Annotated in this window: 20 protein-coding genes and 2 pseudogenes; 15 read left to right on the top strand and 7 right to left on the bottom strand. The window is 59.9% G+C overall.

Going from position 1 to position 23,635, the window contains the following annotated elements:
- Positions 1 to 1,051 precede the first annotated feature (1,051 nt).
- A complete protein-coding gene (gene phoU / locus ACQKRQ_RS27740) occupies positions 1,052 to 1,759 on the top strand; it encodes a phosphate signaling complex protein PhoU (protein WP_427480868.1) in 708 nt (235 codons plus the stop codon).
- A 172-nt stretch (positions 1,760 to 1,931) separates the two neighbouring features.
- On the opposite strand, the gene ACQKRQ_RS27735 is transcribed toward phoU, so the two are convergent.
- Positions 1,932 to 2,276: a hypothetical protein gene (locus tag ACQKRQ_RS27735; RefSeq protein WP_427480866.1), complete on the bottom strand. Its 345-nt coding sequence runs from the start codon at positions 2,274 to 2,276 to the stop codon at positions 1,932 to 1,934.
- A gap of 288 nt (positions 2,277 to 2,564) precedes the next feature.
- On the opposite strand from ACQKRQ_RS27735, the gene ACQKRQ_RS27730 reads away from it, so the two are divergent.
- Positions 2,565 to 2,924 carry a DUF2442 domain-containing protein gene (locus tag ACQKRQ_RS27730; RefSeq protein ID WP_408183477.1) on the top strand — a complete coding sequence of 120 codons (360 nt, stop codon included), beginning with the start codon at positions 2,565 to 2,567 and terminating at the stop codon, positions 2,922 to 2,924.
- Positions 2,925 to 3,117: 193 nt separating this feature from the next.
- Here the strand turns inward: ACQKRQ_RS27730 and ACQKRQ_RS27725 are convergent, their stop codons facing one another.
- Positions 3,118 to 3,327 (bottom strand): hypothetical protein, encoded by a 210-nt coding sequence (locus tag ACQKRQ_RS27725; protein WP_427480864.1) that lies wholly within the window; start codon positions 3,325 to 3,327, stop codon positions 3,118 to 3,120.
- Positions 3,328 to 3,872: 545 nt separating this feature from the next.
- Between ACQKRQ_RS27725 and ACQKRQ_RS27720 the strand changes: the two genes are divergently transcribed.
- On the top strand, positions 3,873 to 4,430 hold the full coding sequence (locus tag ACQKRQ_RS27720; protein ID WP_427480862.1) for a Uma2 family endonuclease: 558 nt from the start codon (positions 3,873 to 3,875) through the stop codon (positions 4,428 to 4,430).
- A gap of 72 nt (positions 4,431 to 4,502) precedes the next feature.
- Here ACQKRQ_RS27720 and ACQKRQ_RS27715 read toward each other — a convergent pair.
- A pseudogene (locus ACQKRQ_RS27715) lies at positions 4,503 to 5,188 on the bottom strand (IS6 family transposase).
- 35 nt (positions 5,189 to 5,223) lie between these two features.
- Here ACQKRQ_RS27715 and ACQKRQ_RS27710 point away from each other — a divergent pair.
- The 12 genes and pseudogenes from ACQKRQ_RS27710 to ACQKRQ_RS27655 all read left to right on the top strand — a co-directional run.
- Positions 5,224 to 5,871, top strand: a pseudogene (locus ACQKRQ_RS27710) (NAD(P)-dependent oxidoreductase); the annotation flags it as partial.
- A 208-nt stretch (positions 5,872 to 6,079) separates the two neighbouring features.
- Complete coding sequence (locus tag ACQKRQ_RS27705) at positions 6,080 to 6,475, top strand: hypothetical protein (RefSeq protein WP_427480860.1); 396 nt, start codon at positions 6,080 to 6,082, stop codon at positions 6,473 to 6,475.
- 612 nt (positions 6,476 to 7,087) lie between these two features.
- The gene (locus ACQKRQ_RS27700) at positions 7,088 to 8,191 is read left to right on the top strand and encodes an AI-2E family transporter (RefSeq protein ID WP_132380828.1); all 1,104 of its coding nucleotides are present in this window, start codon (positions 7,088 to 7,090) and stop codon (positions 8,189 to 8,191) included.
- Between the two features lie 2 nt (positions 8,192 to 8,193).
- Positions 8,194 to 9,762, top strand: a complete 1,569-nt coding sequence (locus ACQKRQ_RS27695; RefSeq protein ID WP_427480858.1) for a TolC family protein — start codon at positions 8,194 to 8,196, stop codon at positions 9,760 to 9,762.
- Complete coding sequence (locus ACQKRQ_RS27690) at positions 9,759 to 10,886, top strand: HlyD family secretion protein (RefSeq protein ID WP_427480856.1); 1,128 nt, start codon at positions 9,759 to 9,761, stop codon at positions 10,884 to 10,886. The genes ACQKRQ_RS27695 and ACQKRQ_RS27690 overlap by 4 nt, the downstream gene beginning before the upstream one ends.
- 19 nt (positions 10,887 to 10,905) lie before the next feature.
- Positions 10,906 to 11,919, top strand: a complete 1,014-nt coding sequence (locus tag ACQKRQ_RS27685; RefSeq protein ID WP_427480854.1) for a DUF2955 domain-containing protein — start codon at positions 10,906 to 10,908, stop codon at positions 11,917 to 11,919.
- A gap of 128 nt (positions 11,920 to 12,047) precedes the next feature.
- Positions 12,048 to 12,446 (top strand): potassium channel family protein, encoded by a 399-nt coding sequence (locus ACQKRQ_RS27680; RefSeq protein WP_132380820.1) that lies wholly within the window; start codon positions 12,048 to 12,050, stop codon positions 12,444 to 12,446.
- 103 nt (positions 12,447 to 12,549) lie between these two features.
- Positions 12,550 to 12,888, top strand: coding sequence for a hypothetical protein (locus ACQKRQ_RS27675; RefSeq protein ID WP_427480852.1), 339 nt, complete (start codon positions 12,550 to 12,552; stop codon positions 12,886 to 12,888).
- Positions 12,889 to 13,506: 618 nt separating this feature from the next.
- Positions 13,507 to 14,427, top strand: coding sequence for a hypothetical protein (locus ACQKRQ_RS27670; protein ID WP_427480920.1), 921 nt, complete (start codon positions 13,507 to 13,509; stop codon positions 14,425 to 14,427).
- A 384-nt stretch (positions 14,428 to 14,811) separates the two neighbouring features.
- Entirely contained in the window at positions 14,812 to 15,510 is a 699-nt protein-coding gene (locus ACQKRQ_RS27665; RefSeq protein WP_427480850.1) for an ion channel, read from the top strand.
- 257 nt (positions 15,511 to 15,767) lie between these two features.
- Positions 15,768 to 16,715, top strand: a complete 948-nt coding sequence (locus ACQKRQ_RS27660) for a lactate/malate family dehydrogenase (protein WP_427480848.1) — start codon at positions 15,768 to 15,770, stop codon at positions 16,713 to 16,715.
- Positions 16,716 to 16,768: 53 nt separating this feature from the next.
- Complete coding sequence (locus ACQKRQ_RS27655; RefSeq protein ID WP_427480846.1) at positions 16,769 to 18,241, top strand: DASS family sodium-coupled anion symporter; 1,473 nt, start codon at positions 16,769 to 16,771, stop codon at positions 18,239 to 18,241.
- 414 nt (positions 18,242 to 18,655) lie between these two features.
- Here ACQKRQ_RS27655 and ACQKRQ_RS27650 read toward each other — a convergent pair whose 3' ends face one another.
- The 4 genes from ACQKRQ_RS27650 to ACQKRQ_RS27635 form a co-directional block, all read right to left on the bottom strand.
- A complete protein-coding gene (locus ACQKRQ_RS27650; RefSeq protein ID WP_427480918.1) occupies positions 18,656 to 18,961 on the bottom strand; it encodes a DUF4148 domain-containing protein in 306 nt (101 codons plus the stop codon).
- A gap of 150 nt (positions 18,962 to 19,111) precedes the next feature.
- Complete coding sequence (locus ACQKRQ_RS27645) at positions 19,112 to 20,041, bottom strand: DUF2950 domain-containing protein (RefSeq protein ID WP_132381338.1); 930 nt, start codon at positions 20,039 to 20,041, stop codon at positions 19,112 to 19,114.
- 10 nt (positions 20,042 to 20,051) lie between these two features.
- The gene (locus ACQKRQ_RS27640) at positions 20,052 to 21,386 is read right to left on the bottom strand and encodes a DUF3300 domain-containing protein (protein ID WP_427480844.1); all 1,335 of its coding nucleotides are present in this window, start codon (positions 21,384 to 21,386) and stop codon (positions 20,052 to 20,054) included.
- 425 nt (positions 21,387 to 21,811) lie between these two features.
- Positions 21,812 to 23,551: a SulP family inorganic anion transporter gene (locus ACQKRQ_RS27635; RefSeq protein ID WP_427480842.1), complete on the bottom strand. Its 1,740-nt coding sequence runs from the start codon at positions 23,549 to 23,551 to the stop codon at positions 21,812 to 21,814.
- Between the last annotated feature and the right edge of the window lie 84 nt (positions 23,552 to 23,635).

Raw genomic sequence — 23,635 nt, 5'->3', positions numbered from 1 at the left:
TGCAAAGGGGGGCGCAGGGTGCCGGTATGCCTCAGCAATCAGGCTATCGGAACGGGTAAGCCGGAACCCTCTATCGCGATTTTTGATGTTTGAACATGGGAATTGGGCCGCCGAAATGACGGGCCAATTTCGCCCGTCCGTTAGCCTTGCGTCATGTATGTGAATCGCGGCATCAAACTTCCGTACGGACGTCTGTGGTGTCGACACCGGCGATCCAGCGGACGAAGACAACGAGTTGAGTGGTTAGGGAACCGTTGCGGCGCTGGCTCACGGAATACTCAAAACCGACACACGCCGGCATAAGCCGGATATCGGTCGTCGACCGAACCTACCGGGTTTTTCGAAGCTTCACGCACATCGCTGATGTTGGAGCAGTGATATTTGCACTGACATACGACTGCACACGCCCGGACGCATATGCTCTACGAGCACAACAAGACATCCCCGAGGTCGTCCAGCCACAGTGGTTTGGTGAGGTGAAGGTCAAACACACGTCCGTCCGTCTGAAATCTGCTCGCGTCATTGGCATAGCCTGTTACTGCCACCAGCTTCGGCATGGAGCACTACGCGCGTTGTTTGAGGAGACGCGCCATCCAAGTCGGGCATGCTTTGAGCCATTGGGATGACCGCTCACTCCATTTCGGAAGAGTGGCGTGGTGCCGTGCATCGGATTTTTGCACATCAATAATACGGTATATACTGTTTTTAACTGACGGCTAAACGGTTGAGGTTGACGCTCCTTGCGGCCTGGACGGAGGCAGGCAGGGCCGCCGGAGAGCCCACGCTCGGCCGGGATGTCGAAATCCGCCGCCTGGCTCCAAGATGCCGCCGCGTAGCGGCTGAAACCCCTCACGCATACCTTGGCGTATGCCATTAGCGGTGTTCGAGGCAACGCATCGATGTATTCGGCGGCGGCTTCACGGAACGGACGGCATTCATACACTTCGACGAGCATGTCGGGATTGGTGCAGCCCGAACAGATTCTGTCGAACTCGACACAGCGGGCAGCTTAAAATTACGACACCGGCCGCGTCGGTTGAGGAGAAGATAAATGCCGGACAAACATCTCTCAAGTCGGTTTGATGCTGACCTCTCTCTGCTTTCAACGCGGCTGCTCGGAATGGGCGGCCTCGTGGAGTCACAGATTACGCACGCGATAGACGCGTTGAATACGTTCGACATGGAACTTGTCGAACGCGTCGTCGAGGGTGAACGCCGTCTCAATGCGATGGAAATAGAAATCGATGAAGAGATTAGCAATGTTATCGCCCGTCGACAACCGGCCGCCCGTGACCTGCGCCTCCTGATGGCGGCTTCAAAATGCGTCACCAATCTTGAACGTGCGGGCGACGAGGCGCGCAAGATTGCGAAGCGAACCCGTCGCATTGCGACGTGTTCCGACGCGCGGGACATCAACATTGCTGAAATCAAGGTTTCGGGCGAAATGGCTTCAAACGTTCTTCGCCGGGCTTTGGACGCGTTCGCACGCATGGATACGACTTCCGCAGAACAGATTATCCGGGATGACGAAGCCATCGATAACGAGTTTCGCGCTTTTGTGCGAAAGCTCGTGACATACATGATGGAAGACCCTCGTGCAATCTCGAGGGGACTGGACTACCTGTTCATTGCAAAGGCCATCGAACGCATCGGCGACCATGCGACCAACATTGCTGAATCCGTCGTCTATGTTGTTCGCGGCACCGATATTCGCCACGAACATAGAAAGCAGCGCGAGCATGAGATGTTGCGCAGTTGAAGGCGAAAGCGGGTGGGCACGACGGTCACTGGAACGGCCGGCATCGTTCCGAAATCTGTACAGGCAACTGCGGCCGCTTTTCCCAACGTGATAGAGATTTCGGAGCGGAGCAGCGCTGTCGCTGTTGCCCGCGACATGAAAGCTGTTGCTACGGGCGTGAGCTCGAACGTGTTCAGAGCGCGTCGTGGCAAAGTGCCATCATCCTCTGGACCATTGTGCTTGACTCGTTGAGTTCCATCTCGCTGGTGAAGAGAGCGTTCACGCTGGACAGCCGGACTGCGACGCCCGCCTCCAGCAAGTCCTTGCTGGCAATCTTCAGAGCGAGTTGACCGATGCGGACCCGGTCGAGCCAGTCCATCTTCAGCCCATTTTTCTTGAGCCATCGACGGCAGCACTCAACAATGTGGTCCACTCGCCATTCGTTGGTCAGCGCGTAGGATGCAGCTGCAATCGCCACCAGTAAACATAGCAAGTCGGGCCGCGCGCTTGCGCGCTCGTCAAATTGAGGTTTGGTCATGTCTATCGGCTTGCCCGCAGCAGTTAAGCAAGCCCAGCACATGTGGGCGAAGACGCGCGAATCAACAGCGTCGTCATTCGACCCTGTTTTAAGGGCGCCGGCATGATTGCCAGGACCTGGTCGGAACAGCGGACAAAGGGGCTATTGCCGCGCGGCAACTGCCTTCGCACTTTCAGCAACGGTCGCAAGGTGCGTTGACGAGCTCCTCGTCCCGTCGACCTTTCAGCAACGGCTGGACATGGATACCAGTGCGCGCGGAAGTTAGCGCAATGGGTACTGGGCCGCGACATGGTCTTGAAAAATGAAGAGCTCAATCACTTTGGTCGCGGCGCCGCGTTCCGGCATTCTTCCTTGTTTGGCGTCTCGCGGCGACCTATCTTTAAGTTGCTTCTCATCAAGGAGACGGCCATGGACAGCGGGGCGGTAAGCGTGCATTTCGACAGCGGACACCTGTTTCTCGACCTGTCCGACGGTCAGGCCGTTGAATTTCCGTTGGGCTGGTTTCCTGCGCTGCAGGCAGCCACAACAGCGGAGCGAGGGTGTTTTGCCATCTCTTTGGACCGCCAGCAGTTGTACTGGCCGGAACTGCATGAAGAGATGGACGTCACCGCTTTGCTGCAGTCCTTGCCAGACCGTACGCGGCACTAGGCCCTGCCTGGTTCCTCTCGGGCGTTCGACGTTTTTCGTCGAACATGGCGTTACGATTTTTGCGCTTTCGACTTGCCGGTTTGTTTTTTCGGCGGGGCGATGTCGGCGTTCCAGTTCAGCTTCCACAACACTCAACGCCTGCGGGTTCCAGTGTCGACCTAGGAACGAGTCCTACGACCAGGACGGCGCGTGGCTATTGCGACTCGATTGCGTCGAGACGCGCCTGGGCCGTCTCATCAGGATGCTGACGCTGATACGCCTCGAACACATGTGAGCAAAGTTGCGCCAATGCAGCAAGATGTACCGCCTGGTCGGCATGCTCTACCTCACCCGCGTTCAGCAAGTCGTCGAGTACAGGAGCGAGACGGCGCAGTTGCCGGAAAGTGGCGTCGTCAAGTTTCATGTTGGGTTTCCTATCTTCGGCCGATACGGCACATGCGGTACGAGGCTGGCTCGCAGCTTTCCTTAAACCCCTGTCACTGGAGGAAGACGGTGGCCCACCGACTTTTTGAAGTCTATGCCTGGAAGGCATGCACCACATCCCGCGCAGGGCAGATAGCGGCGGCGCGTGCAACCAGGCACGTGCGCCAGTTCCGGTACGCCCCACCGCAACCATTTGCGAGCGGGCGCCGAGTGTTCGAGCTGCACTGTGGCGCTCGATGCTTTGTTTGCAATCGTAAAGCATCAAAACGAGACGCGCGAATTACAGTCTGCGCTCCCGTCGCTGCGCTGCACAATAAATCTCAGAATCTGGGTGAATATCGGGCCTCGATTGCCCGCAATATACGGCATGAAGCGTACCGAATAACACTGCCAGCGCGGAAAATCGTATGCCGAGAGCCTCGTTAATACCGTTAGATTTGTGCGTCGCACAATAACAAACTAATTGTCAAATCGTCCGGGGAGGGTTTACGCTTAAGCCACTTCCCCGCGAGATGACTCTGGACTATGGCCACGCCTGCTTTTCTGGACCGTGACGATCTGCTCGCCGCCTGGTGTCGCGTCACTCCGAATACAGAATTTGTCGAGCGTTACCGGTATGAACTGGACGAACTCGGCGAGCCTGTTCTGAATCCTTCCCCGTCTGCCAGGCGCCAGATAGTGCTCACAGATGTCTACTGTCACCTCGCCGAACACATGGGTCATGGCGCAGCAATGTCGGTGGCCATTTCGACCCGGTCATTTGGCATCAGGGTCCCGGACGTCGTGTGGATGCCGTGTGACAAGTGGGAAAGCTTCGACCGCGACGACCCAGTGCCGTTTGTGCCCGACCTCTGCGTTGAAGTGCTTCTCGATAGCGACAGGGTGCAGGACATCGACCGCCGGATAGCAGGCTATCTGCAGGGCGGCGCGAGTGAGGTAATCGTTGTGAACCACTTTGGACGGGTTGAATTCTGGGGCGCAAGAGGGCGGCGACCAGCTTCAATTTTCGGGATAACACTCCCGCTTGACCGCATGTATTTCGACGAAAGTGACGTGTCGACTGTTCTGAGCGTTCGTTGTTGAGAGCCTGGCATTCAAAGGGCTTTGTCACGTTAAATTGTTCGCGCCGCGGTAGTGTGGCGAACGGAGGTTTCCTTAAAAGCCGGACGGATTTTGGGTAAGCTCGGTGAAACGATGCCATGCGTGAAAACGCCGATCCAGCCGTTTGCGGTAGAGAGACGCGCGCAGCTAATGTCGCTTGATTGCGAAGTGTTGCCGGATCGGTCCGAAGTTCGAGAGAAACGCCCGGGCGCGCTTTGGGTCGCGAAACCCGCGCAAGCGCCGCTCACGTTCACGCGTAGGTTGATGGCTATTTTCGGCCCGATTGTTCACGCGGGCTGCAGCCTTGACGAACACGTGCCTGACGTTTGCCAGCTCGGGGATTCTGGACTTCGCGGCCGGATAATTGCGCAGCTGGTCAGCGACGATCTTGCGCGGCACCGGGCACGAACGAAGCACACGCTTGGAGAATCGTTCGCCCCGGACGTGTCGCGCTTCTTCTGCAACAGGATATCGAGTTCGACGCCCTGCTCGTCGACGGCTCGCCACAGCACATAAGGTTCACCGCGCAGCGCCACGAAAAACTCATCGAGATGCCATGTATTGCCTGGTTTTCGCCGGACAGCCTTGACCCGATGCGAGAACCAGGCGTCGAATTTATCGCACCAGCGGCGCACGGTTTCATAACTCACCGCGATGCCGCGCTCGAACAGCAACTCTTCAATGTCACGCAAGCTCAAATGATACCGGAAATACCAGCGAACGGCACGACTGATGACCACCGCTGGAAAGCGATGTCCGTGATAGAGCGATCTAGAACCGCAAGGTGCACCGTGCCTACAATCGCACCCGCGATTCGAACCTTTCGCTCGACGGTCTGACTGGTTTCGACCTTTGCGGCAAGACGGTTGCGGTGGTCGGAACGGGCAAGTTTGGCCGCGTGTTCGCGAAGATCATGCTCGGCTTCGACTGCAAAGTGATTGGTTTCGATCTGCAACCGTCGGCGGAATTCGAGGCGCTCGGTCTGAGCTATGCAAAGCGGGGCGAGATTGGAGAGAAAGCCGACATCATTTCGCTGCATTGTCCGCTCACTCCCGCGACATACCACCTCATAAAATCGGAAACGCTCAAACGCGCGAGGCCGGGCGCGTTACTGATCAACACGAGCCGCGGCGGGCTGCTCGATACGGAGGCCGCGATCGACGCGTTGAAGACCGGGCAGCTCGGCGGGCTTGGAATCGACGTGTACGAACAGGAGGCCAATCTTTTTTTTCTCGATCTCTCCGGCGAGATCGTCACCGATGACGTCTTTCAACGCCTCGTGTCATTTCTGAACGTCATTGTTACTGGACATCGGGGCTATCTGACGCATGAGGCATTGACGACCATCTGCGAGACCACGCTCGAAAGCGTCTCGGCGCTCGCAAAGAGTCAGCCGTTGCAGAACGAGATGAAGGTCGGATAGAGGCGCATGCCCACGCGCACTGAAATCTGGCATGTGAGCGCGCGCGGTACATCCGGTATGCAGGTGTGAGAATGCGGAGTAAATTGTGTTTGCAGCTGGTATCGCCGTTGCCGTGGTTGTCGCAGTGATGGGTGCAGTAGCGTTCGCTTCGTTCAACGACGCGGACGCCAAAGTACGCTAACCAGTCATCCCGACGCTGGAGAGTCTCATGACAGATATCGCACTTGCACGCAAAAATGCTTGCCTCACAGTGGTTCGCTCGGTATTGACGGACTTAATTGACGACAGCAATCTAATCGACGCGGCTCTACGTGTTGCGGATTACGAAGCAGATGATCTTGAAGGCAAGATCACCGAGACGGATGCAGTACTACTTGCTGTCGCGGCACTAACCAAGGTCAATCGCACGATGCGTGAGTGGTCCGACGTGGACGGTAACGCGATGGACGAGATGAGAGTCGCAGAATTTGTCATCGATGAACAAATGAACGGGTACGACCGCGCAGCCAATCCACATAAAACGACTTCGTCCGCGGTAAGAATCCGGGCGCGAGCGGCCGCAGTGATTCCGCGAATGGGGTCCCCGTTGCGACCCGTTCACTGAGGCGCGAGCGTTGCCGATGCGGGCAGTGTTTCCGCGGCGGGAAAGCGGGAGCGGATGCGTCCATTTCCAGACGACAAAACGCCGGATAAACGGCGAGGTTGTCACTAGCGCCGCCGCGACGTGACAAGGCACGTGACGCGAACACGCAACCCCTGAGAAATTCGCACAGTCCTTAGTTCATTGATTGTCGCTTCCCGTGACATTGAACCAAGGTCCAATACCTGCCGGCGTGCGCCAGGCCTATTCTTAACCCGAGGTACTTTTGTTCGGAGATTGCCGTGAGAACGTCAACGGGCCTGTTGACGGCCATGGTCCCTTCGGCCGGTGTGCCGTTACCTTCGATCTTGAGCCCGCTTCGTCACATTTCCCTGAGCCGACACGTTTCCCGCCACGACGTACAGATTGACGCGCCTCGCTTCGAAGCCAGCTCGACACCGGCACGACGGGTGCGCCGACCGTCGGTTTCGTGCTGACGAACTCCGGCCTGATGGCCAATCTTAGCTTCGAAGGCACGAAGGTCAGCAAGCTCGACATCTGACGCCGGCACCGCAACACAAGACTATCGAGGCCTGATTCCAGCACGTGCGCAGCCGTCCTGCCGGGAGAGAAGTTATGCTGCTGACACCGATTACCCAACGGGCGTTGTCCAGAGAATTGCTCGATGTACTGATCCGTGCTGGACTCGTTGCTGTTCTGGCCATTTTCTGTTTCCGGATATTCTTCCCGTTCCTGAACCTCATGGTGTGGGCGTTGATCCTCGCGATCACGCTGTATCCGCTTCACGTCAGACTCCGGCGTAGGCTCGGCAACAAGGATGGCCTGACCGCCACGCTCATCATCCTCATCGCGTTTGGCGTCATCCTCGTGCCGACCTATCTGCTGGGGGTCGCGGTGGCCGAGTCGATCGACCATGCGATGACCATTTTCAAAAGCGGCAGCTTCAGCATTCCACCACCCGCCGACTCGGTGGCCAGCTGGCCGTTGATTGGCCAGCGTGTGTACGACTTCTGGCAGCAGGCCTCTATCGACCTCACGGGTCTTGTAATGAAGTTTGCGCCACAGCTCAAGGATACCGGTCTCGCCCTGCTAGGAACGGTTACCGGCCTCGGCGCAGGGCTGCTGCTATTCTTCGTCGCCCTGATTATTGCGGGCATCCTGATGACGTACGGCGAGAAAGGCCACGCCAGCGCGGTGCAGATTGCCTCACGCATCTCCGGCCCTGAGAATGGCCCGCAGATCACCGATCTTTGCACGGCCACCATTCGCGCGGTTGCCCAGGGCGTGGTCGGGATCGCCTTCATCCAGATGCTGTTGATCGGTATCGGCTTCGTGGTCATGGGGGTTCCCGGTGCGGGGCTGCTTGCGCTCGCGGTGCTGCTTATCGGCATCATGCAGTTGCCGGCCACGCTGATCACGGTGCCCGTGATCGTCTTCGTCATTGCCACTCAGGGTGTGAGCGCAATGACGATCATTTTCTCGGTGTATGTGTTCGTCGCGGGACTTGCGGATAACGTGCTCAAGCCATTGCTGCTCGGCCGTGGCGTCGCTGTTCCCATGCCTGTGGTGCTGATCGGCGCACTCGGGGGTATGGTCACAGGTGGTGTCATCGGTCTGTTCATCGGTCCCGTGATGCTTGCAGTCGGCTACGAACTGTTCTGGCGTTGGGTAAAAGATCAGGCAAAGCCCGAGCGGTTAAAAGAAGAACAACGGAGGTGAGAATGCCGGGCCAATCCGTGTCCGTCGCGGCCCAAAACGCGCGCGCACACTGGCTGCTGATCGCGGCCGTCTGTCTGAGCGGATGCATGCGTGTTGGCCCGGACTTTCAACCGCAGCATGAGTCCTGGAGCGAGCACTGGAGCAGCACGTCAATCGAGCAGGTCACACAGCAAGCAACACAGCCTGACATCCGGCAATGGTGGCAGGTATTCGCGGACCAAAACCTCGAGAGTCTGATCGCACAGGCCGATGCCAACAACGGCGATGTGAAGATTGCCGGCCTGCGTGTGCTTGAGGCGCGCGCCCAACTGGGCATCGCGATCGCGGGCCGCTATCCGCAGGTGCAACAGGCCAATGCCGACGTCCTGTACTCGGTGCGCAAACGCTCGGATGGATTCAACCCGCGCTCAGGCGGCTTCTGGCAGTACGGGGCGGGCTTCAGTGTCGGCTGGGAGCTGGATTTCTGGGGGCGCTTCAGCCGCGCAATCGAATCTGCCAATGCCGCGTTTTTCGCGGCGCAAGCCAACCGGGATGACGCGTTGGTCCTGCTGCACGCACAGGTCGCCGATACCTATTTCACGCTACGCACCGCCGAGGCGCGCCTGCGCATTGCGCGCGAGAACGCCCAGTTGCAAAAGCGCAGCTATGAGATCGCGCTAGAGCTCTTCAAAAGCGGTGAGACCGATGAACTCGACCTCCAGCAGGCAAAGACGCAGTATCTCGGCACGCTGAGCAGCATTCCCGATTTCGAGAGCCAGATCGTGCTCGCGCATCATGCGTTATCCGTGCTGATCGGACGGCCACCCGGACCATTGCCGGAACTGAATGTGCAAGCGGGCAAAGAGGAAGTGGTGCCGCTCGTGGATCGGGCCGTGCTGCAGGATGTCCCGGCAGATCTTTTGCTGCGCCGCCCGGATGTACGCGCGGCCGAATTGCAGATGGCCGTGCAGTCCGCGCTCATCGGCGTGGCGGAGGCCGATTTTTACCCGTCCGTGTCGTTGCTGGGCTCCCTTGTCTGGAGCGCCAGTTCGCTCACCGGCGCACCGAGCACGCTGGCCCTGGTCGGCGGCCCGAGCGTCACGTGGAACCTGTTCGACCACGGCAAGATAACCAACAACGTGCGCGTGCAGGACGCCCGGCTGCAGGAGCTGACTGTCGCCTACCAGAACACCGTGCGCGAAGCGGCCCGCGAGGCCGACGACGCCGCCACAACAATCATCGCTGCGTTGCAGCGCGACACGATCCTGAACGACGCGCAAGGGGCCGCGCAGCGCTCGCTCAAGCTCGCCAATACGATCTACCGGGAAGGGTACTCGGACTTCCAGCGGGTCCTCGACGCGCAGCGTGCCCTGTTCGCGCAACAGGACGCGTACATCGTCAACCGCGGCAACGCGGTGGGCAGTCTGATTGCGCTCTACAAGGCTCTCGGAGGAGGCTGGTACTCGGAACAGCCGCTCGTCGATCCCGCGACGCGCCAGCAGATGCAGCAGCGCACGGACTGGGGCGGCCTGCTGAACGATTCGAATCCTCCATCCGCCACCGCCAGCTCGCCTGAAGGTTCGTCCCGATGAGCGACAAGCCTGAGCCCGCCGCCGTCACGCCGCCGAAGCCGCCGGCGCCTGCCGCCGACCCGTCGGGCAAAGCGGTGAAGTGGGTCGTCTGCGTGATCGTCGTCAGCCTGATCTGGTATCTGTTCGCCGATCGCTTCACCCCTTATACGCAACAGGCACGCGTTCAGGCTTACGTCGTATCCGTCGCGGCGGAAGTATCGGGGCGTGTGACCCGCGTCCTCGTGCATAACAACCAGGAAGTCAAACCGGGCGACGTGCTCTTCGAGGTCGATAGCGGGCAATACCGGATCGCTGTCGATCGCGCGCGGGCCGACCTCGATACGACGCGCCGACAGGTCGGCGCGAGCACGGCCGGGGTCGATTCGGCGCTCGCATCGCTGCGCGCGGCCGTCGCGAATGAAGTCAAGGCGCGTCAGGACAGCGAGCGTCTCGAAAGGCTGTATCGCGAAGATGAGGGGACCATCTCCCTGCGGCGCCTCGAAGTGGCGCGAGCGACGCACGAGCAGGCCCAGAGCCAGGTTGCCGCCGCGCGTGCCGAAGTGGAACGCGCTCGCGAGCAGCAGGGCGGGAATGGGGAGGAGAACGCGCAGCTGCGCGCCGCGGCCGCAGCGCTCGAAAAGGCTGTGCTCGATCTTGCCAATACGCAAATCAGGGCGCGCTCAGGTGGCGTCATCACGGATCTGCGCACGGAGGTCGGCCAGTTCGCAGCAGCGGGCAATCCGGTCATGACGCTGATTGCAATCCGCGACGTGTGGGTCAGTGCGGATATGACCGAAAACAACCTGGGGCATCTACGGCCCGGCACGCCCGTGGCGATTGCGCTGGACGCGCTCCCGGGCGAAGTTTTCGAGGGACGGCTTCGCAGTATCGGATATGGCGTGAGCGTGGGGCAGAGCGCACCGCCCGGCGGTCTGCCCACCGTACAGAACAGCCGCGACTGGCTGCGCCCCGCACAACGCTTTCCGGTAATCGTCGAGTTCGAAGCGGGTGAGAGGGCGCGCCTTCACAACGTTCGTGTCGGCGGGCAGGCAGAGGTGATGGCCTTTCCAGATCCGGATAATCCGCTCAATCCGCCGGGTCGCCTGTTTCTGTGCGTGATGAGCTGGGTCTCATACCTTTACTGAATGGCTAACTACTGCATCTATGGAACACAGGCTTCAGCTTCTCGGTCCACGTACGCTACGCGTTGCCACAGGGACGGCACTTTGCCTGACGATCAGCTTCGCGCTGGACCTGTCGGTCCCCGTCATCGCGCCAGTGTTCGCCGTCTTTCTTCTCGCGACGCAAAACCGCCCGCTGTCGTTCAAGGCCGGCGTAGCGTTCGCGCTGATCGTGGCTTTGACCACGGGCAGCGGCCTGCTCCTTGTCCCGTTGCTTCGCCACTATGCATTCGCTGGCGTGATGCTGGTCGGCCTCATGCTCTTCCTCGCGTTTCGCTATGGGCTGCGCGGCGGGAATAATCTGGTCTCGACCTTTCTGGTGGCCGGCCTGACGATGATCTCCGCTGCCGGGACCGCTGACTTTCAGTTGGCCGTGACGGTTGTTGGCGCGCTGGTGAAGGGCCTTGTGCTAGCCGTGCTGGTGGCAGGATTGGCTCACATGCTGTTTCCCGAGCGCGTGAGCACGGGACCACATCCTGCCGCTCAGGCCATGCCCGACGGGCAGGCTGCGCGCATCGCGCTGCGCGCCGCACTCGTGGTCATGCCAGCATATCTGCTCGCCATCACAGATCCCGCGAGCTACATGCCGATCATCATGAAGTCCGTCAGCCTCGGTCGACAAAGCTGCACCACGACGGCTCGTAGCGCAGCGCGCGACCTGATTGGCTCCACGTTGCTCGGTGGCTTGCTGGCGATCGTGTTCTGGTTTGCCCTCAGGCTCTTTGTGGACCTGTGGATGTTCTTCCTTTGGATGCTGCTGTTTGGCCTGTTGGTGGGTCGCAAGCTCTATCGCATCAGCACAACGCGTTACTCACCGGGTTTCTGGCTGAACAGCCTCGTCACCATGATCATTCTGCTGGGCCAATCGGTGCAGGACAGCGCGGCGGGAAAGGACGTCTACACGGCGTTCGCGGTCCGTATGGGACTCTTTGTGGCCGTCACGGTCTACGCCTGTCTGATGTTGCTGATTTTCGAGCGAAGCCACCGCGCGCGATGACGCTGCGCGCAGCCGAGCCTCAGCCCAACGCAATCATTGGAGTCCCTGCTGATGTGATGCCGAAAGCGGGGTGGGACTCACGTTCACACACGTGTAACGGGGTGAGCACAATGTAGGAGGTACCTGCAATGGGAAATGCGACAAGCGACGCGGTCGTCCGCCTGGGGACACGTGAGATTTTGCGGGAATCAGGCCGGACCCTTTGGTACCTGCGTGCAATCCTGGCTGGCCTTCTGGTGCTGTTTGTGCTGCTGACGGTCGCAATGTATTACATGGGGAACCCCGTGGAGACGGTGAAGCGAACGCCTTCGACGATGGAGGAAACCTTGTACTTCTGCGCGATCACGGCGCTGACCATCGGGTACGGCGACGTCGTCCCTACCTCAACGTTTGGCCGGATCGATGCGATATTGCTGGGCCTGATCGGCATGGTGTTCACGGGGCTGATCGTTGCTGCAGCCGTGCGGGGCGTGCAGGAAGCTGCGCGCCGGGCGGCGGGCGTTGTCGCACATCCCAGCAAGCACTAACCACTGTGCTGTCTGAGCCGCTGGTCGACCCGCCCAAAAGGGTTTAGACCGCTATCTCTGGAGGCACGCGCGCTTCGCTTATGCGGATCAGCTTGCGGATGTATTGGACGACGTACGTTCGGGGCTAACCGGCCACTTTCTTTACCATAAAAAAAGCGGCCTCATTCTTGCGCATATGGAGGACGGCTTTCATCAGATACTACTCGCTCATTTGGCTGCGCTGCACAAAACGGATTCTTGCCGCGAACACGTGATATGGAACGTGCATCAGTTTCCGTATGCAGATCCGATGGGGCACCTTGCCGATGACTGTGTACGCGAGGGGTACGGTCTGTTTCTGTCGTCCGTTTCAAACGAAAAGTGCATCACGGTCGGACAGGCCTTCACGTGGGAACCGCTCGAACTAGCCGCCTTTGGCAATTTCGAACGAGATGTTATTTGAACTTGCCCTGCGCTTCAATTTGGCGCTTGCAAACGTCCGCAAATTGCGGCGATTCGACCGATCTCAGATAGGAAGCCGAAGGACCGTTGTGCATCGCACAGGAAGTTCGGCATCCGGCGGAGGCTCGCGATGTTCGGGCTGACCGTGTCCTCCGGTGTGTGGCCAGTGTGTGGCCATAGAGCGTCACCTCAGAGCTCACACGCACACTCAATGACCTGGTCCACTGCCATATGCTCGTTGCGTCATCAACCGACTTGGGACGGTCACGCTGGTTGCTCATCCTCATCAACGGCTGCGGTGGAGTTGCGCCGAAATATGTCGTCGCGTTCAGCGATACAATTGTGGGGGCCTGGGTGTAACCCATTCCGAGTGCTGCGAACGATGAAACGGTCGGTACGCGCCGGATCGATTGTTCGAAAGTGTTGGGCAGCCACGGAATGTCGGCCTCATGGAAGGTGAACAAAAGACCTAACTGACAGGGGTGGGTCATGTGCGCTCGGTACTCTATGTCGCAGCTTCCAGGCGCGCGGACAAATGGCAAGGTCGCTTGACAATGCCCGCGATCCAGATGCATTGGTGCTGCCGCGCATCGTGGCGTGCGCCGCTCTGGCTTTCGCCATGCTGCCTTGCCCGGCGGATGCGCAGGCTGCGCCGGGCCAATTGACGAGCAAGGCCGTGATCGGCGGCAATGTCAAGCAGCATGCCGACGCCGTGCTCGCGATCATGACCTATACGACAGTCCCCGACGTTACTACCAGTAATCTGTCAGTCAATAACGGCGCCACCGGTAATCCCGGTTTTGGTCAGACACAGTTTGGCGGTGGCTTCACGATCAGCAAATCCTTTCCGTTGTACGTGGAGGGCACACTCGCCTACAGCCGCTACGATCCGATATTCATCGCGACGGATGGCACCGAGCAGCGTGCGGTACCGACCAAATGGAACACCTTCAGTGGTACGGTCGGCATCGGCTGGGATTTCCGGATCACCGATGAACTGGTGTTCCGTCCGATCCTGAACGGTACGGTTGGACGTGTCTCCAGCGATCTGAAGGTGGGGCAGTCGATCTTCAATCACGTTACCGACAGCAACCTACAGTTTCTCGAGAATGGCTCTCTGGACGCGTACGGCTACGGTGGCTCGCTGATGCTTGATTACGAGCACTACCGCGAAAACTACGAAATCGATGCCGAATTGCGCGCGACTGACATCTACCTGCGCAGCTTCGGCGGTTCGTCGGAGGCCGTCCAGGGTTCAGCCATGGCGCAACAGGTGAGCCTGTGGACACGCTGGCGTGCGCCTACCGGCTGGCACGCGCTGGACCGGCCGATCCGCTATGTGCTCGAAGCGGCTTATTCGCACTATTTTGGCGACAGCGCCGGCGTGCTGGGTTTCAACGACCTCACGTCGTTGGGAGTCGGGCTTGAACTCGATAGCAGCAAGTATCCCATCATCATCACACGCACGCGCGCGATGGTGCGATACGTGTTCGGACACAACGTGCACGGCGTGTCCTTCGGGTTTGCAATGAGTTTCTAGCTCTTCCGGACCGCCGATCCCCAGATTCTGGTTCTCTGGCGGAGCTTTGCTAGCGCTTCGCGTTTCGCGCTTCGCGTTTCGCGGCAAAGCAGGCAATGTCGCGAAACGCTGTTGTGTGCCGCCCAACGCCGAACACGCGTCGGCCAACGCGAATGACTGCGTACGCGACGGCAACCGACTCATCTTGCCGCGAGGTAAACAACAATCGTCGCTCTACGCCAGCCTGGGAACATTCAGCCGTTGGCTGACGCCCACTATGGCAGAATCCTCTCAACGCATTCGCGACTAGAATTTCCGGTTGCCCATTCTTCTAAAGCCAGATCAAATTCCAACCGTACAACGTCAGGTCGCGAGCGGTTAGTTTCGTTCTCTGGGAAAACTGGTATGACAAACCCACAGGATAAAGCCGAATCCGACGAGGATTTAGCTCGGTTGATAATAGGCCATGGGCCCTGCACCTATCTATTGCTACTCTTACTTGGCTTGATCATCCTGTCTCCCTATCTTGAGGAGGGCATAGTCGCTCGCACGCTGCTCGGCATTCTGTTTTCGACCGTACTGCTAGTGGGCGCTTTTGCCACCAGGCAGACTCGGCAGGGGTTCATCTTCAAACTATGTTTGGCGCTGCTTGGCGTTGTCCTTCAATGGGCGGCGTTGTGGACTGAGAGCATCGCGATTCTGGACCTTGCCGGGATATCTTATGCCGCGTCTCTTGCAGTCGCCATTAGCGGAGTGCTCCGCTATATTCTCAAGCGCGGGCAAATTACGGCCGACAAGCTGCACGGTGCGCTTGCCGGCTACATCATGCTGGCCATCGTCTGGGCCTTCATCTACACGGTGATTGAGAGATCCAGCGCTGGCTCATTCGGTCCTGGCCGCCTCGATTTCACACAGCCCGGCACTTTTTTCAGACTATTATATTTTAGCCTCACGACGCTTACGACCACTGGTTACGGGGATGTCATCCCATTGACCAACCACGCCCGCTCATTTGTGATGATCGAAGAGTTTGCAGGCGTGTTTTACGTTGGTGTCCTGATCGCGCGGCTTGCCGGTCTCTATCCGTCGACTCAGAACAAGTGACTCTCGATCTGCCTTAGCCAGCCGTTCACCCCGGAGCGACCAGAAAGCAATCGTGATGGTGGCGCTGCGCGCGGTTGTTTCGAGTACCCCACAGCTGGCTGGGCATCGCGTACCGGGGTGAAGCCGGCTCGGGCGCATCCGTCGCCCATTCTTATAGGACCATCGTCCGATTGACCCGCGCGCCGCGCATATTACTCTACGCGAGAGACAGGTGGCCAGTTTTTCCCTTCGGCGCCAGGCGCATCTGAGGATCACCCATGCGACAACCCAAAATTGTCATCGTCGGTGCGGGCCTGGTCGGTGGGTCGGCGGCGCTCTTTGTGGCTTCGACCATCCCTAGCGCCGAGATCGTCATCATCGATATGGCCCGGGTGCGCGCAGAAGGCCAGGTTCTGGATCTGGCGCACGCCGCGACATTCTGGGGACATAACCGCTTTCACGCCGGGGAATACGATGATGCGCGTAATGCCGACATCATCGTGATCACGGCTGGTGTCGGCGTCAAGCCGGGGCAGACGCGCCTCGACATCGCCAAAACGAACGCTGAAATCGCCTGCGAAATTCTCGATCGTACGGCTCCCCTTGCGCCTGATGCGATTTATGTCGTTGCGACCAACCCCTGCGATGTGTTGGCTGGGGCCGTCTTTGACCGCCTGGGTTGCGACCGTCAACGTGTGATCAGCACGGGCACCTCTCTCGATACTGGCCGGCTGCGCGCCCTGCTCTCCGAGCGGCTCGGAGTCGTTGCGTCTGCGATTCACGCGTATGTGCTAGGCGAGCACGGCGAGTCGGCCCTGATCGCGTGGTCCGGTGCCACTGTGTGCGGCATGACGCTCGACATGTTTCTCTCCCGAAGCGGAAAGGAGCTGGGCCCTGCCAGTCGCGATCTGATACTGCGTTCCGTGCATGAGGCTGCCAAACTCATCAAGGAAGGCAAGGGCTCAACCCACTACGGCATCGCCAGCGCGATCGCCCGGATCTGCGAGGCCATTGTCCACAACACGGACCTCATTCTGACGGTGGGCGTCGTGCACGCCGAAGTTGAAGGCGTAGCCGACGTTTGCCTGTCGCTGCCGATGGTCATCAACGGCAACGGCGCCCAATTGCTGGCCTATCCCGCGCTTGACGAGACCGAGCGCGAGGCCCTGCTGCGCAGTGCGCACATCATGAAGGAAGCAACCGACCGCGTGCTTACTGACCAGTAAGGCCTCGAGACGACGCGGATAGACGCGCAAGATCCCTCGCGACGAGGTTACTCATGGCTCAACAACCTGAAAAGGCATCTGCCGAAACCAAAGCCCGCTCAACGAAGCCAACGGCCGGGTTTCTCGGACAGGTCTGGAAATTTCTTGTCCCGGTGGGCATTGGCGTGGTCCTCTGGTTCCTGCCGACGCCTGACGGTCTACAGGTCAAGGCGTGGCACATGTTCGCGGTCTTCGTTGCGACCATCGCCGGGATCATGACGTCTCCCTTGCCAATGGCCGCGGTCGCCATCATCGGTGCAACGATCGGGGTGCTCGTCGGCGTGGTTTCGTTCGCCGACGTCACCAAATCCACGGGTACAGACCTGGTCTGGCTCGTGATGCTTGCCTTTTTCATCTCCCGCGGCGTCATCAAGACCGGCCTCGGGAGGCGCATCGCGCTCGTCTTCATGCGTCTGCTGGGCAAACGAACTGTGGGGCTGGGGTACGGGCTCATCCTGACCGAACTCGTAATTTCTCCCGCCATGCCCAGCATCACGGCTCGCGCCGGTGGCGTGATGCTGCCGATCACGAAAGCCATTTCGGAAGTCCTCGGCAGTGACGCGGACGACCCGCAATCCCGTGGCAAGGTGGGCACGTACCTGATCCTCTGCGCATTCCACGCCAACATCGTGGCCGCCGGCATGTTCATCACGTCCATGGCGGGCAACCCCCTCGCGGTCAAGTTCGCCGCAGACCAGGGGATCTCGATCAGCTGGCTTGACTGGGCGGTAGCCGCCTCCGTCCCGGGCCTGCTATGTCTTGCAATCATTCCGGTTGCCATGCTCTGGATCGCGCCACCGCAGCTTCGCGCGACACCCGACGCCACGGACCTGGCTCAACGGGAGCTCAACACCATGGGGCCCATCTCAGCGCATGAGATCATCATGGCGCTGATCTTCATCGGGCTGCTGGTGCTCTGGATCTTTGGCGACCAGCTGGGTATCGGCGCAACGCTTGCGGCAGCGCTGGGCGTCTCACTGCTTTTCATTACCGGCGTACTCACCTGGCAGGACGCCCTGAATGAAAAATCCGCGTGGGACACCATGATCTGGATCGGGCTGCTGATCATGCTGGCATCCAAGCTCAATGAATATGGCATGGTCACCTGGTTCGGCAAGGAGTTCGGTGCCCATCTGGCAGGTTTCCACCGGCTGGCCGTCTATATGCTGGTTGCCGCCATCTATGTCTACATCCACTACTTCTTCGCGAGTGCCACCGCGCACATCAGCGCACTGTTTCCCCTATCCATGGCGCTGATGGTCGCCGCTGGTGTGCCGCCATTCGTCGCGGCGATTGCACTCGGCGTCTTGAGCAACATTAACGGCTGCCTGACCCAGTACGGTATCGGCTCGGGTCCGGTCATGTTCGGCGCTGGCTATGTTTCACAGGGCCAGTGGTGGAAGGCAGGTTTTCTGATGAGCCTCGTCTACATGGCAGTTTGGCTCGTGGTGGGACCGCTCTGGTGGAAGGCGCTGGGCCACATTTGAAACGATCTACTCCACTGCCTCAAACACGGTCACGTTGTTGCCGCTGAGCGGACGACATACATCCTGGGTTCGCTTGCGTTGTGGATCCCGATACCGATGGAGTCATGCGACGTGCCAGCACGCCTCACGCAAGCCTTGCACAACGCCATCTCGTCACGGATTTTGCCCAAGCGCTTTAGTTCAACGAACGTACCCGCTTCAATTTCGGATTACGCGCCATGGGCGCCGGCAACTTTAGCCTGCGAGTGAGTGTTTATTTCGAAGCGCGACGCAAGGACCACGATCGAACAAGCAACAAGCGGCTGCAACGGGTCGACCAGAGACGTCCTCAGACCTCCAGTCGGCGTCTCGCACGTCGGTGATCGGCCGCAGGTCAACCGCAAATAATACGGCGAGTCGACTCGGCTGTTCGCCTCAATTGTGCTGCGCCTGAGGGCATTCCGCCTGATACCAGCGATCGACCTGATGCTGCGCCGCATGTAGCTTTTTCGGATAGTGCGGATCGAACCTTCTTGGGTCGTACCCAGCCTTTCTCAGCGCGGCCAGTTCACTCTGGTTTTGCTCCTGTGTGACGGGCGCGTGGTTCTTGATAGCTGCGAGATCGCGGCATTGCTTTGCGCTCAGATGTGTCGCGCCTTCCGCCATGCCTCCCGCGGCCATGCCAGCGAGCGAGATAGTCAACGCGGATATCATCGGCCCGATCTTCGGCGAGTTCTTCATGTCACGTCCTCCTTCAGCGTCACTGCGCGCCAGCATGAGAAACCAACCACTGTCAGATTTAGTGTAGTTCACTGCACACAACGAGACCGTGCAGGAGTTTCGGATCGCGGCGCCGCCCCGATTCCATGACGTACTTTGCAGACGGCCGCCTCATTCGCTATCGCGAGCGGGAACCTTGCTCCAGCCCGGCCCCGGGTCGAACCATTTCGTGGCTTGCGCTTTCGCTTTGCTGTCTGGCCCGAGATCGCGTTCATAGACCTGACCGGCATGGCTCACCATGAACGTCTTGATGCCCGTGTCGCCGTACTTCACAGGCCAGGCGATGACAGCGAAGCCCCCAAACAGTTTGGCCTTCACGACATAGTCATAGGCGCCACCGGGCGCGTTTGGCCCCTGGGACTCCAGCAACTTGAAGTGATACCCGTAGTAGCCGGCGCTCTGTGCATTGCGCGAACTCGCATCGACAAAGGCCGCGCCAAGCGGACTTGGCGTGTCTTCGGGCCCGGTTGGCCAGTACAGGCCGTCGTGTTTGCCTGGTGTGCTCACCATCTTTGAGGCGTAGGCGAGCACGCCGACGCCGTCGTGATTGGTCTGCGCGTATTCGCGCTGCGCGTCGAAGATTGCCAGCATCGCCTGGATCACGGCCAACTCGTCGCGGCCGATGCGCCGCAAGCGTATCTCTTCTGCGCCGGCCCGCGTATCGAAATGCCACCCCGCATCGTTCTTCACGAGCGGTACCGGGAACGTCCAGCCCTGGTCGCCCACGACGATACGTGCGCGTCCCGGTTCCCCGGACTCGATGGTGTGGGACTTTGCCCACTCGGCAATGAAGGTGTCCCTGACCGGCGCGCCGAACCGGGGAATCAATTCACGAAAGTTGCTGCCGAAGATCGAGCGAAGGACGTCCTCCCGATCCTTGATGACCGCGTCGCCAAAGGCATTCATCGCGGCCTCCGGTGAACTGAAGCTCTTTTGTGCGTGCGCCGGAGGCATCGTCACGAACAACAGCGCGATGACTAGAGAGAGGTTCGCGAGCGTCAGCGTCAACAACTTTTGCACACCACATGGATGACTGTTCATGGTTCGCTCCTCAGCGCCGGCCACCGCGTCCACCGCCGCCGCGCATGCCACCTCCGCCAGCGGGCCGGTTAAAGCCAGACCCCTGCATGCTTCGGTTTCCCCTGTCGAAGTCGCGTTGCGAAACGCTGCCACTGCCCCCGACCCCCGAGAACGCGCCGTCGCGCCCGCCGCCATAGCTCCCCCGACTATCATTACCTACGCGGTTCATATTGCCGGGGGAACTCCGATCGGCTACCCCGCCCCGATCTCCCACCGACGCACGATTGCCCGCTCCCGTCCCGCCGGAGTTGGCCATGCGGTTACCTGCATCGGCGCCGCGCCCGCGATACTGGGACCGGCTGTCGGCCCCGGGCGCTCCGGCGAACTTGTCGCGCGTTGCGTTATCCCGGTAGGCGACACCCTGGCGATGACCTGCATCGTGTTGCCAGCGGCCGCCGCCCCGTTCTCCGTTCTTGAGCTTCGAACTGTCGAAGTTGCGGTCGACGTTCCTTGCCCTGTCGGAGTTGATGTTGATGTCGTCTCCTCCCCAACACGAGTTGCAGTCCGCGAAGATCGCACCGGCAGCAACAAGGCCGATGCCGAAGGCGAGGCCCGCGCCGGGATAGTAGCCGGGATAGTAGGCCGGGTACGGTGGCCAGTAGTAAGGTGGATAGGCCGGGTAACCCCACCCTCCGTACACGACTGTCGGGTCGTAGGCGGGCACATAGATCACCTGCGCATTGGCGGGCTCGATCTTCACGATGGTCTGCCCGCCGCCAGCCGGTGCCTGTTCGACGATCACGTTTTGCTGTTCGTTCGATTTGAGGTTGCCCGACTCCTGCGCCCGTGCCCGCAACCGCTGCACGGCATCGAAGACGTCTTTTTGCTGCGCAAGAAAGGCGTCGCCGAGCTTCTGGGTCCAGTCGATCTTGTCGTTCATCGGCTTAAGTATCTGCGGGAACGCCACCAGCGATTTCACACTCGTATCCCACGGCTCGTTCTGTACCGCCTTCACGGCGGCGTCGCCCTTCACATTCGGATTCGCTTTCACCCAACGCGCGGCGTGCACGATCTCCAGCGGATAGGTCGACGCCATCAATACCTGAGCCAGCAAGGAGTCCGGGTAGAGCGCAATCGGCGCGACGAGGGCATCGATCTCCTCTGGTTTGAATGGCGCGGGTCCCAAAGACTCAGGGGCCGACGGCGGGGGGGCCGATGGCGCGGCGCCTGATGGTGCGGTGCCCAATGACTCGGGGCCCGCTGGCGCAGGCCCCGCCGGCTCGTGAACGGCACACGCCGAAATTGCCGCCAGCAGGACCAGCCATAAGAATAAGGCTCTCCCGCCTCGGGCTTTCCAGTTGTCCATAGCCACTCCTTCCGGCGGTTCGTTGACGCGGACCAGGAGACTTCCCTGACGGTCACAGAGCCTTCCGTTGCTTGCGTGGTTCGCTGCCCGGATGGGTTCGGCCGGGTCTGGCAAACGATTCGTTTGGAGTTCCCGCTGGCGCGGACCAGGTTCCGGACGGGCGAACCCTCCCCATTCGATAAGAAAGCCGAACGTCGGGCTGGTCAATAAGACCTTGGTCCGACAGGCCAGGGATCATGGGACAGCCCGAGGAAGCCGGTTTTCGGATCGAGTATCCCTTCTCTGATCATCCATCTGGCCATCACTTCAGTCAGCGGTTTCACCACGGCATAGGCCGCAACTGCAATGAGTGGCACCGTCCACAGCGACGATCTCAGGTAGCTCGTTAAGCTATACCAGCGATGCAGTCCATGTTCGCTGTCTCCCTACGATCGCGCTCCGTGCTGATCGACGTAGTCGTCGACTGCACTGCCCACGGTAGGATGAAATCGCTCATCGCCGATGATGTCCAACATTTCGAAACGTCTGAGCTTGTCGCGCACCGGGTCTTTCAATTCGGCGAAGTGCAATGCGATATCGCGCTCGCCCAGTATTCGAATCAGTTCCCGTAACATGTCCGCTGAGGTCACGTCGATACTGGTTACGGGTTCAGCGGCCACTACGATCCTGCGCACGGGCGTCGATGACTCATCGACGGCTTTCAGCAGGCATTCCTGGAAAAGCTCGGCATTTGCAAAGAACAACGGCGCATCCCAGCGAAACAGCAGCAGCCCCGGAATCCGCGTGGCATGTGGATAGCGCTTGACGTCATGGTAGCCGCGCAGATCTTCCACACGCCCGAGAATGGCGTAATGGGGACGCCAACCGTCCCAGAGAAACTCGATGACCGCGATCACGATTGCAATGCAGATACCGGGAATCGCACCGAAAACGGCGACGCCTGTGAAGCAGACAATGGAGAGCCAGAACTCCCATTGCTGGATTCGATAGATGCGCCTGAGATCTGTAAATTCGAACAGGCCGAGGGCGGCGGCAATGACGACGGCGGCCAGTGCGCTATTGGGCAGATACCGCATCAGATTCGGTGCAGCGATCAGGAGCACCGCTACCGCCACCGCGCCGACCACGCCCGTCACCTGCGTTCTGGCGCCCGCTGCTTCGGCCACGGGTGTGCGCGAAGAACTGCTGCTGATCGGAAAACCCTGAAAAAGACCGGCTGCCAGATTGGCCGCCCCCAAGCCGACCATCTCCTGGTTTGGGTCCACGCGCATATGAGAACGCGCAGCGAAGGTTCGTGACAACACGCTGGTATCCGCAAACGAGATCAGCGCGACCGCGCAGCCGCCAAGCAGAATCCTGACGAGATCGGCGTCACCGGCCCATGGTAATGCGAACGATGGAAGGCCTTGCGGGATCTTGCCGAGTACCTTGACGCCGACGCTGTCCAACCCGAATACGATGACGCTTAGCGTCGCGAGAACGACGGCGATCAGGATGCCCGGCACTTTTTCGAAGCGCTTGAGCAACAAAATCAGCACAAGGCTTCCCGCGCCGACGGCGAAGCTATACCAGTTGGCTTTGCCCGCACCGATGGCCGTTCCAAGCGCCAGCAGATCGCGCAGCGGTCCCCGATCATCAAACGAGATGGCAAAAAGTTTCGGCAACTGGCTGATCAGGACGGTCAGCGCAATGCCGTTCATGTAGCCGTACCGGATGGGCTTGGAGAGCAGTTCCGTGATGAAGCCGAGCCGCAGAAGTCCCATCACGATGCAGAACAGCCCGGAGACGATCGCCATCATGCTGGCCGTCGCTATCGCGCGCGAGGGGTCGCTGCCCGCGGTAGCGATGACGACGGCAAGAATTGGCGCGGCGAGGGCGGAGTCCGGACCGAGCACCAGAATCCGGCTGGGACCAAAGACGGCATACGCCAGCAACGGAACGATCGTCGCGTAGAGGCCATAGACGCCAGGAACGCCTGACGCCTCGGCATATGCGATACCGACGGGTACCAGCATCGTGGTGAGCACCAGTCCGGCAGCCAGATCGTTGGGTAGCCAGCTACCCCGATACGTCTTGAGCATTGCCAGGCCTGGCAGCCAACGCAACCATCGCGTCGCCCCGACGGCAGCCTGTCCACCTTCATGAGTAGGACGATCGGATTGCATTTGTCGGATGGTTGTAATCGAAAGAGTCGCGATCCGGAGTGTGCGGCACTGCCGTTCCAGATGAAGGATAGCCCAGCCAGGCGG

Origin of the sequence: Paraburkholderia sp. NPDC080076, assembly GCF_050281145.1 — a bacterium.
GTDB lineage: Bacteria > Pseudomonadota > Gammaproteobacteria > Burkholderiales > Burkholderiaceae > Paraburkholderia.
Note: the sequence above shows the minus strand (reverse complement) of the source record. Positions and strands in the feature narration are given on the sequence as shown.

Bases quoted from the DNA above. Each gene is read 5' to 3' on its own strand.
- phoU (WP_427480868.1), top strand. From the start codon at position 1,052: ATGCCGGACAAACATCTCTCAAGTCGGTTTGATGCTGACCTCTCTCTG.
- ACQKRQ_RS27735 (WP_427480866.1), bottom strand. From the start codon at position 2,276: ATGACCAAACCTCAATTTGACGAGCGCGCAAGCGCGCGGCCCGACTTG.
- ACQKRQ_RS27730 (WP_408183477.1), top strand. From the start codon at position 2,565: ATGGTCTTGAAAAATGAAGAGCTCAATCACTTTGGTCGCGGCGCCGCG.
- ACQKRQ_RS27725 (WP_427480864.1), bottom strand. From the start codon at position 3,327: ATGAAACTTGACGACGCCACTTTCCGGCAACTGCGCCGTCTCGCTCCT.
- ACQKRQ_RS27720 (WP_427480862.1), top strand. From the start codon at position 3,873: ATGGCCACGCCTGCTTTTCTGGACCGTGACGATCTGCTCGCCGCCTGG.
- ACQKRQ_RS27705 (WP_427480860.1), top strand. From the start codon at position 6,080: ATGACAGATATCGCACTTGCACGCAAAAATGCTTGCCTCACAGTGGTT.
- ACQKRQ_RS27700 (WP_132380828.1), top strand. From the start codon at position 7,088: ATGCTGCTGACACCGATTACCCAACGGGCGTTGTCCAGAGAATTGCTC.
- ACQKRQ_RS27695 (WP_427480858.1), top strand. From the start codon at position 8,194: ATGCCGGGCCAATCCGTGTCCGTCGCGGCCCAAAACGCGCGCGCACAC.
- ACQKRQ_RS27690 (WP_427480856.1), top strand. From the start codon at position 9,759: ATGAGCGACAAGCCTGAGCCCGCCGCCGTCACGCCGCCGAAGCCGCCG.
- ACQKRQ_RS27685 (WP_427480854.1), top strand. From the start codon at position 10,906: ATGGAACACAGGCTTCAGCTTCTCGGTCCACGTACGCTACGCGTTGCC.
- ACQKRQ_RS27680 (WP_132380820.1), top strand. From the start codon at position 12,048: ATGGGAAATGCGACAAGCGACGCGGTCGTCCGCCTGGGGACACGTGAG.
- ACQKRQ_RS27670 (WP_427480920.1), top strand. From the start codon at position 13,507: ATGCTGCCTTGCCCGGCGGATGCGCAGGCTGCGCCGGGCCAATTGACG.
- ACQKRQ_RS27665 (WP_427480850.1), top strand. From the start codon at position 14,812: ATGACAAACCCACAGGATAAAGCCGAATCCGACGAGGATTTAGCTCGG.
- ACQKRQ_RS27660 (WP_427480848.1), top strand. From the start codon at position 15,768: ATGCGACAACCCAAAATTGTCATCGTCGGTGCGGGCCTGGTCGGTGGG.
- ACQKRQ_RS27655 (WP_427480846.1), top strand. From the start codon at position 16,769: ATGGCTCAACAACCTGAAAAGGCATCTGCCGAAACCAAAGCCCGCTCA.
- ACQKRQ_RS27650 (WP_427480918.1), bottom strand. From the start codon at position 18,961: ATGAAGAACTCGCCGAAGATCGGGCCGATGATATCCGCGTTGACTATC.
- ACQKRQ_RS27645 (WP_132381338.1), bottom strand. From the start codon at position 20,041: ATGAACAGTCATCCATGTGGTGTGCAAAAGTTGTTGACGCTGACGCTC.
- ACQKRQ_RS27640 (WP_427480844.1), bottom strand. From the start codon at position 21,386: ATGGACAACTGGAAAGCCCGAGGCGGGAGAGCCTTATTCTTATGGCTG.
- ACQKRQ_RS27635 (WP_427480842.1), bottom strand. From the start codon at position 23,551: ATGCAATCCGATCGTCCTACTCATGAAGGTGGACAGGCTGCCGTCGGG.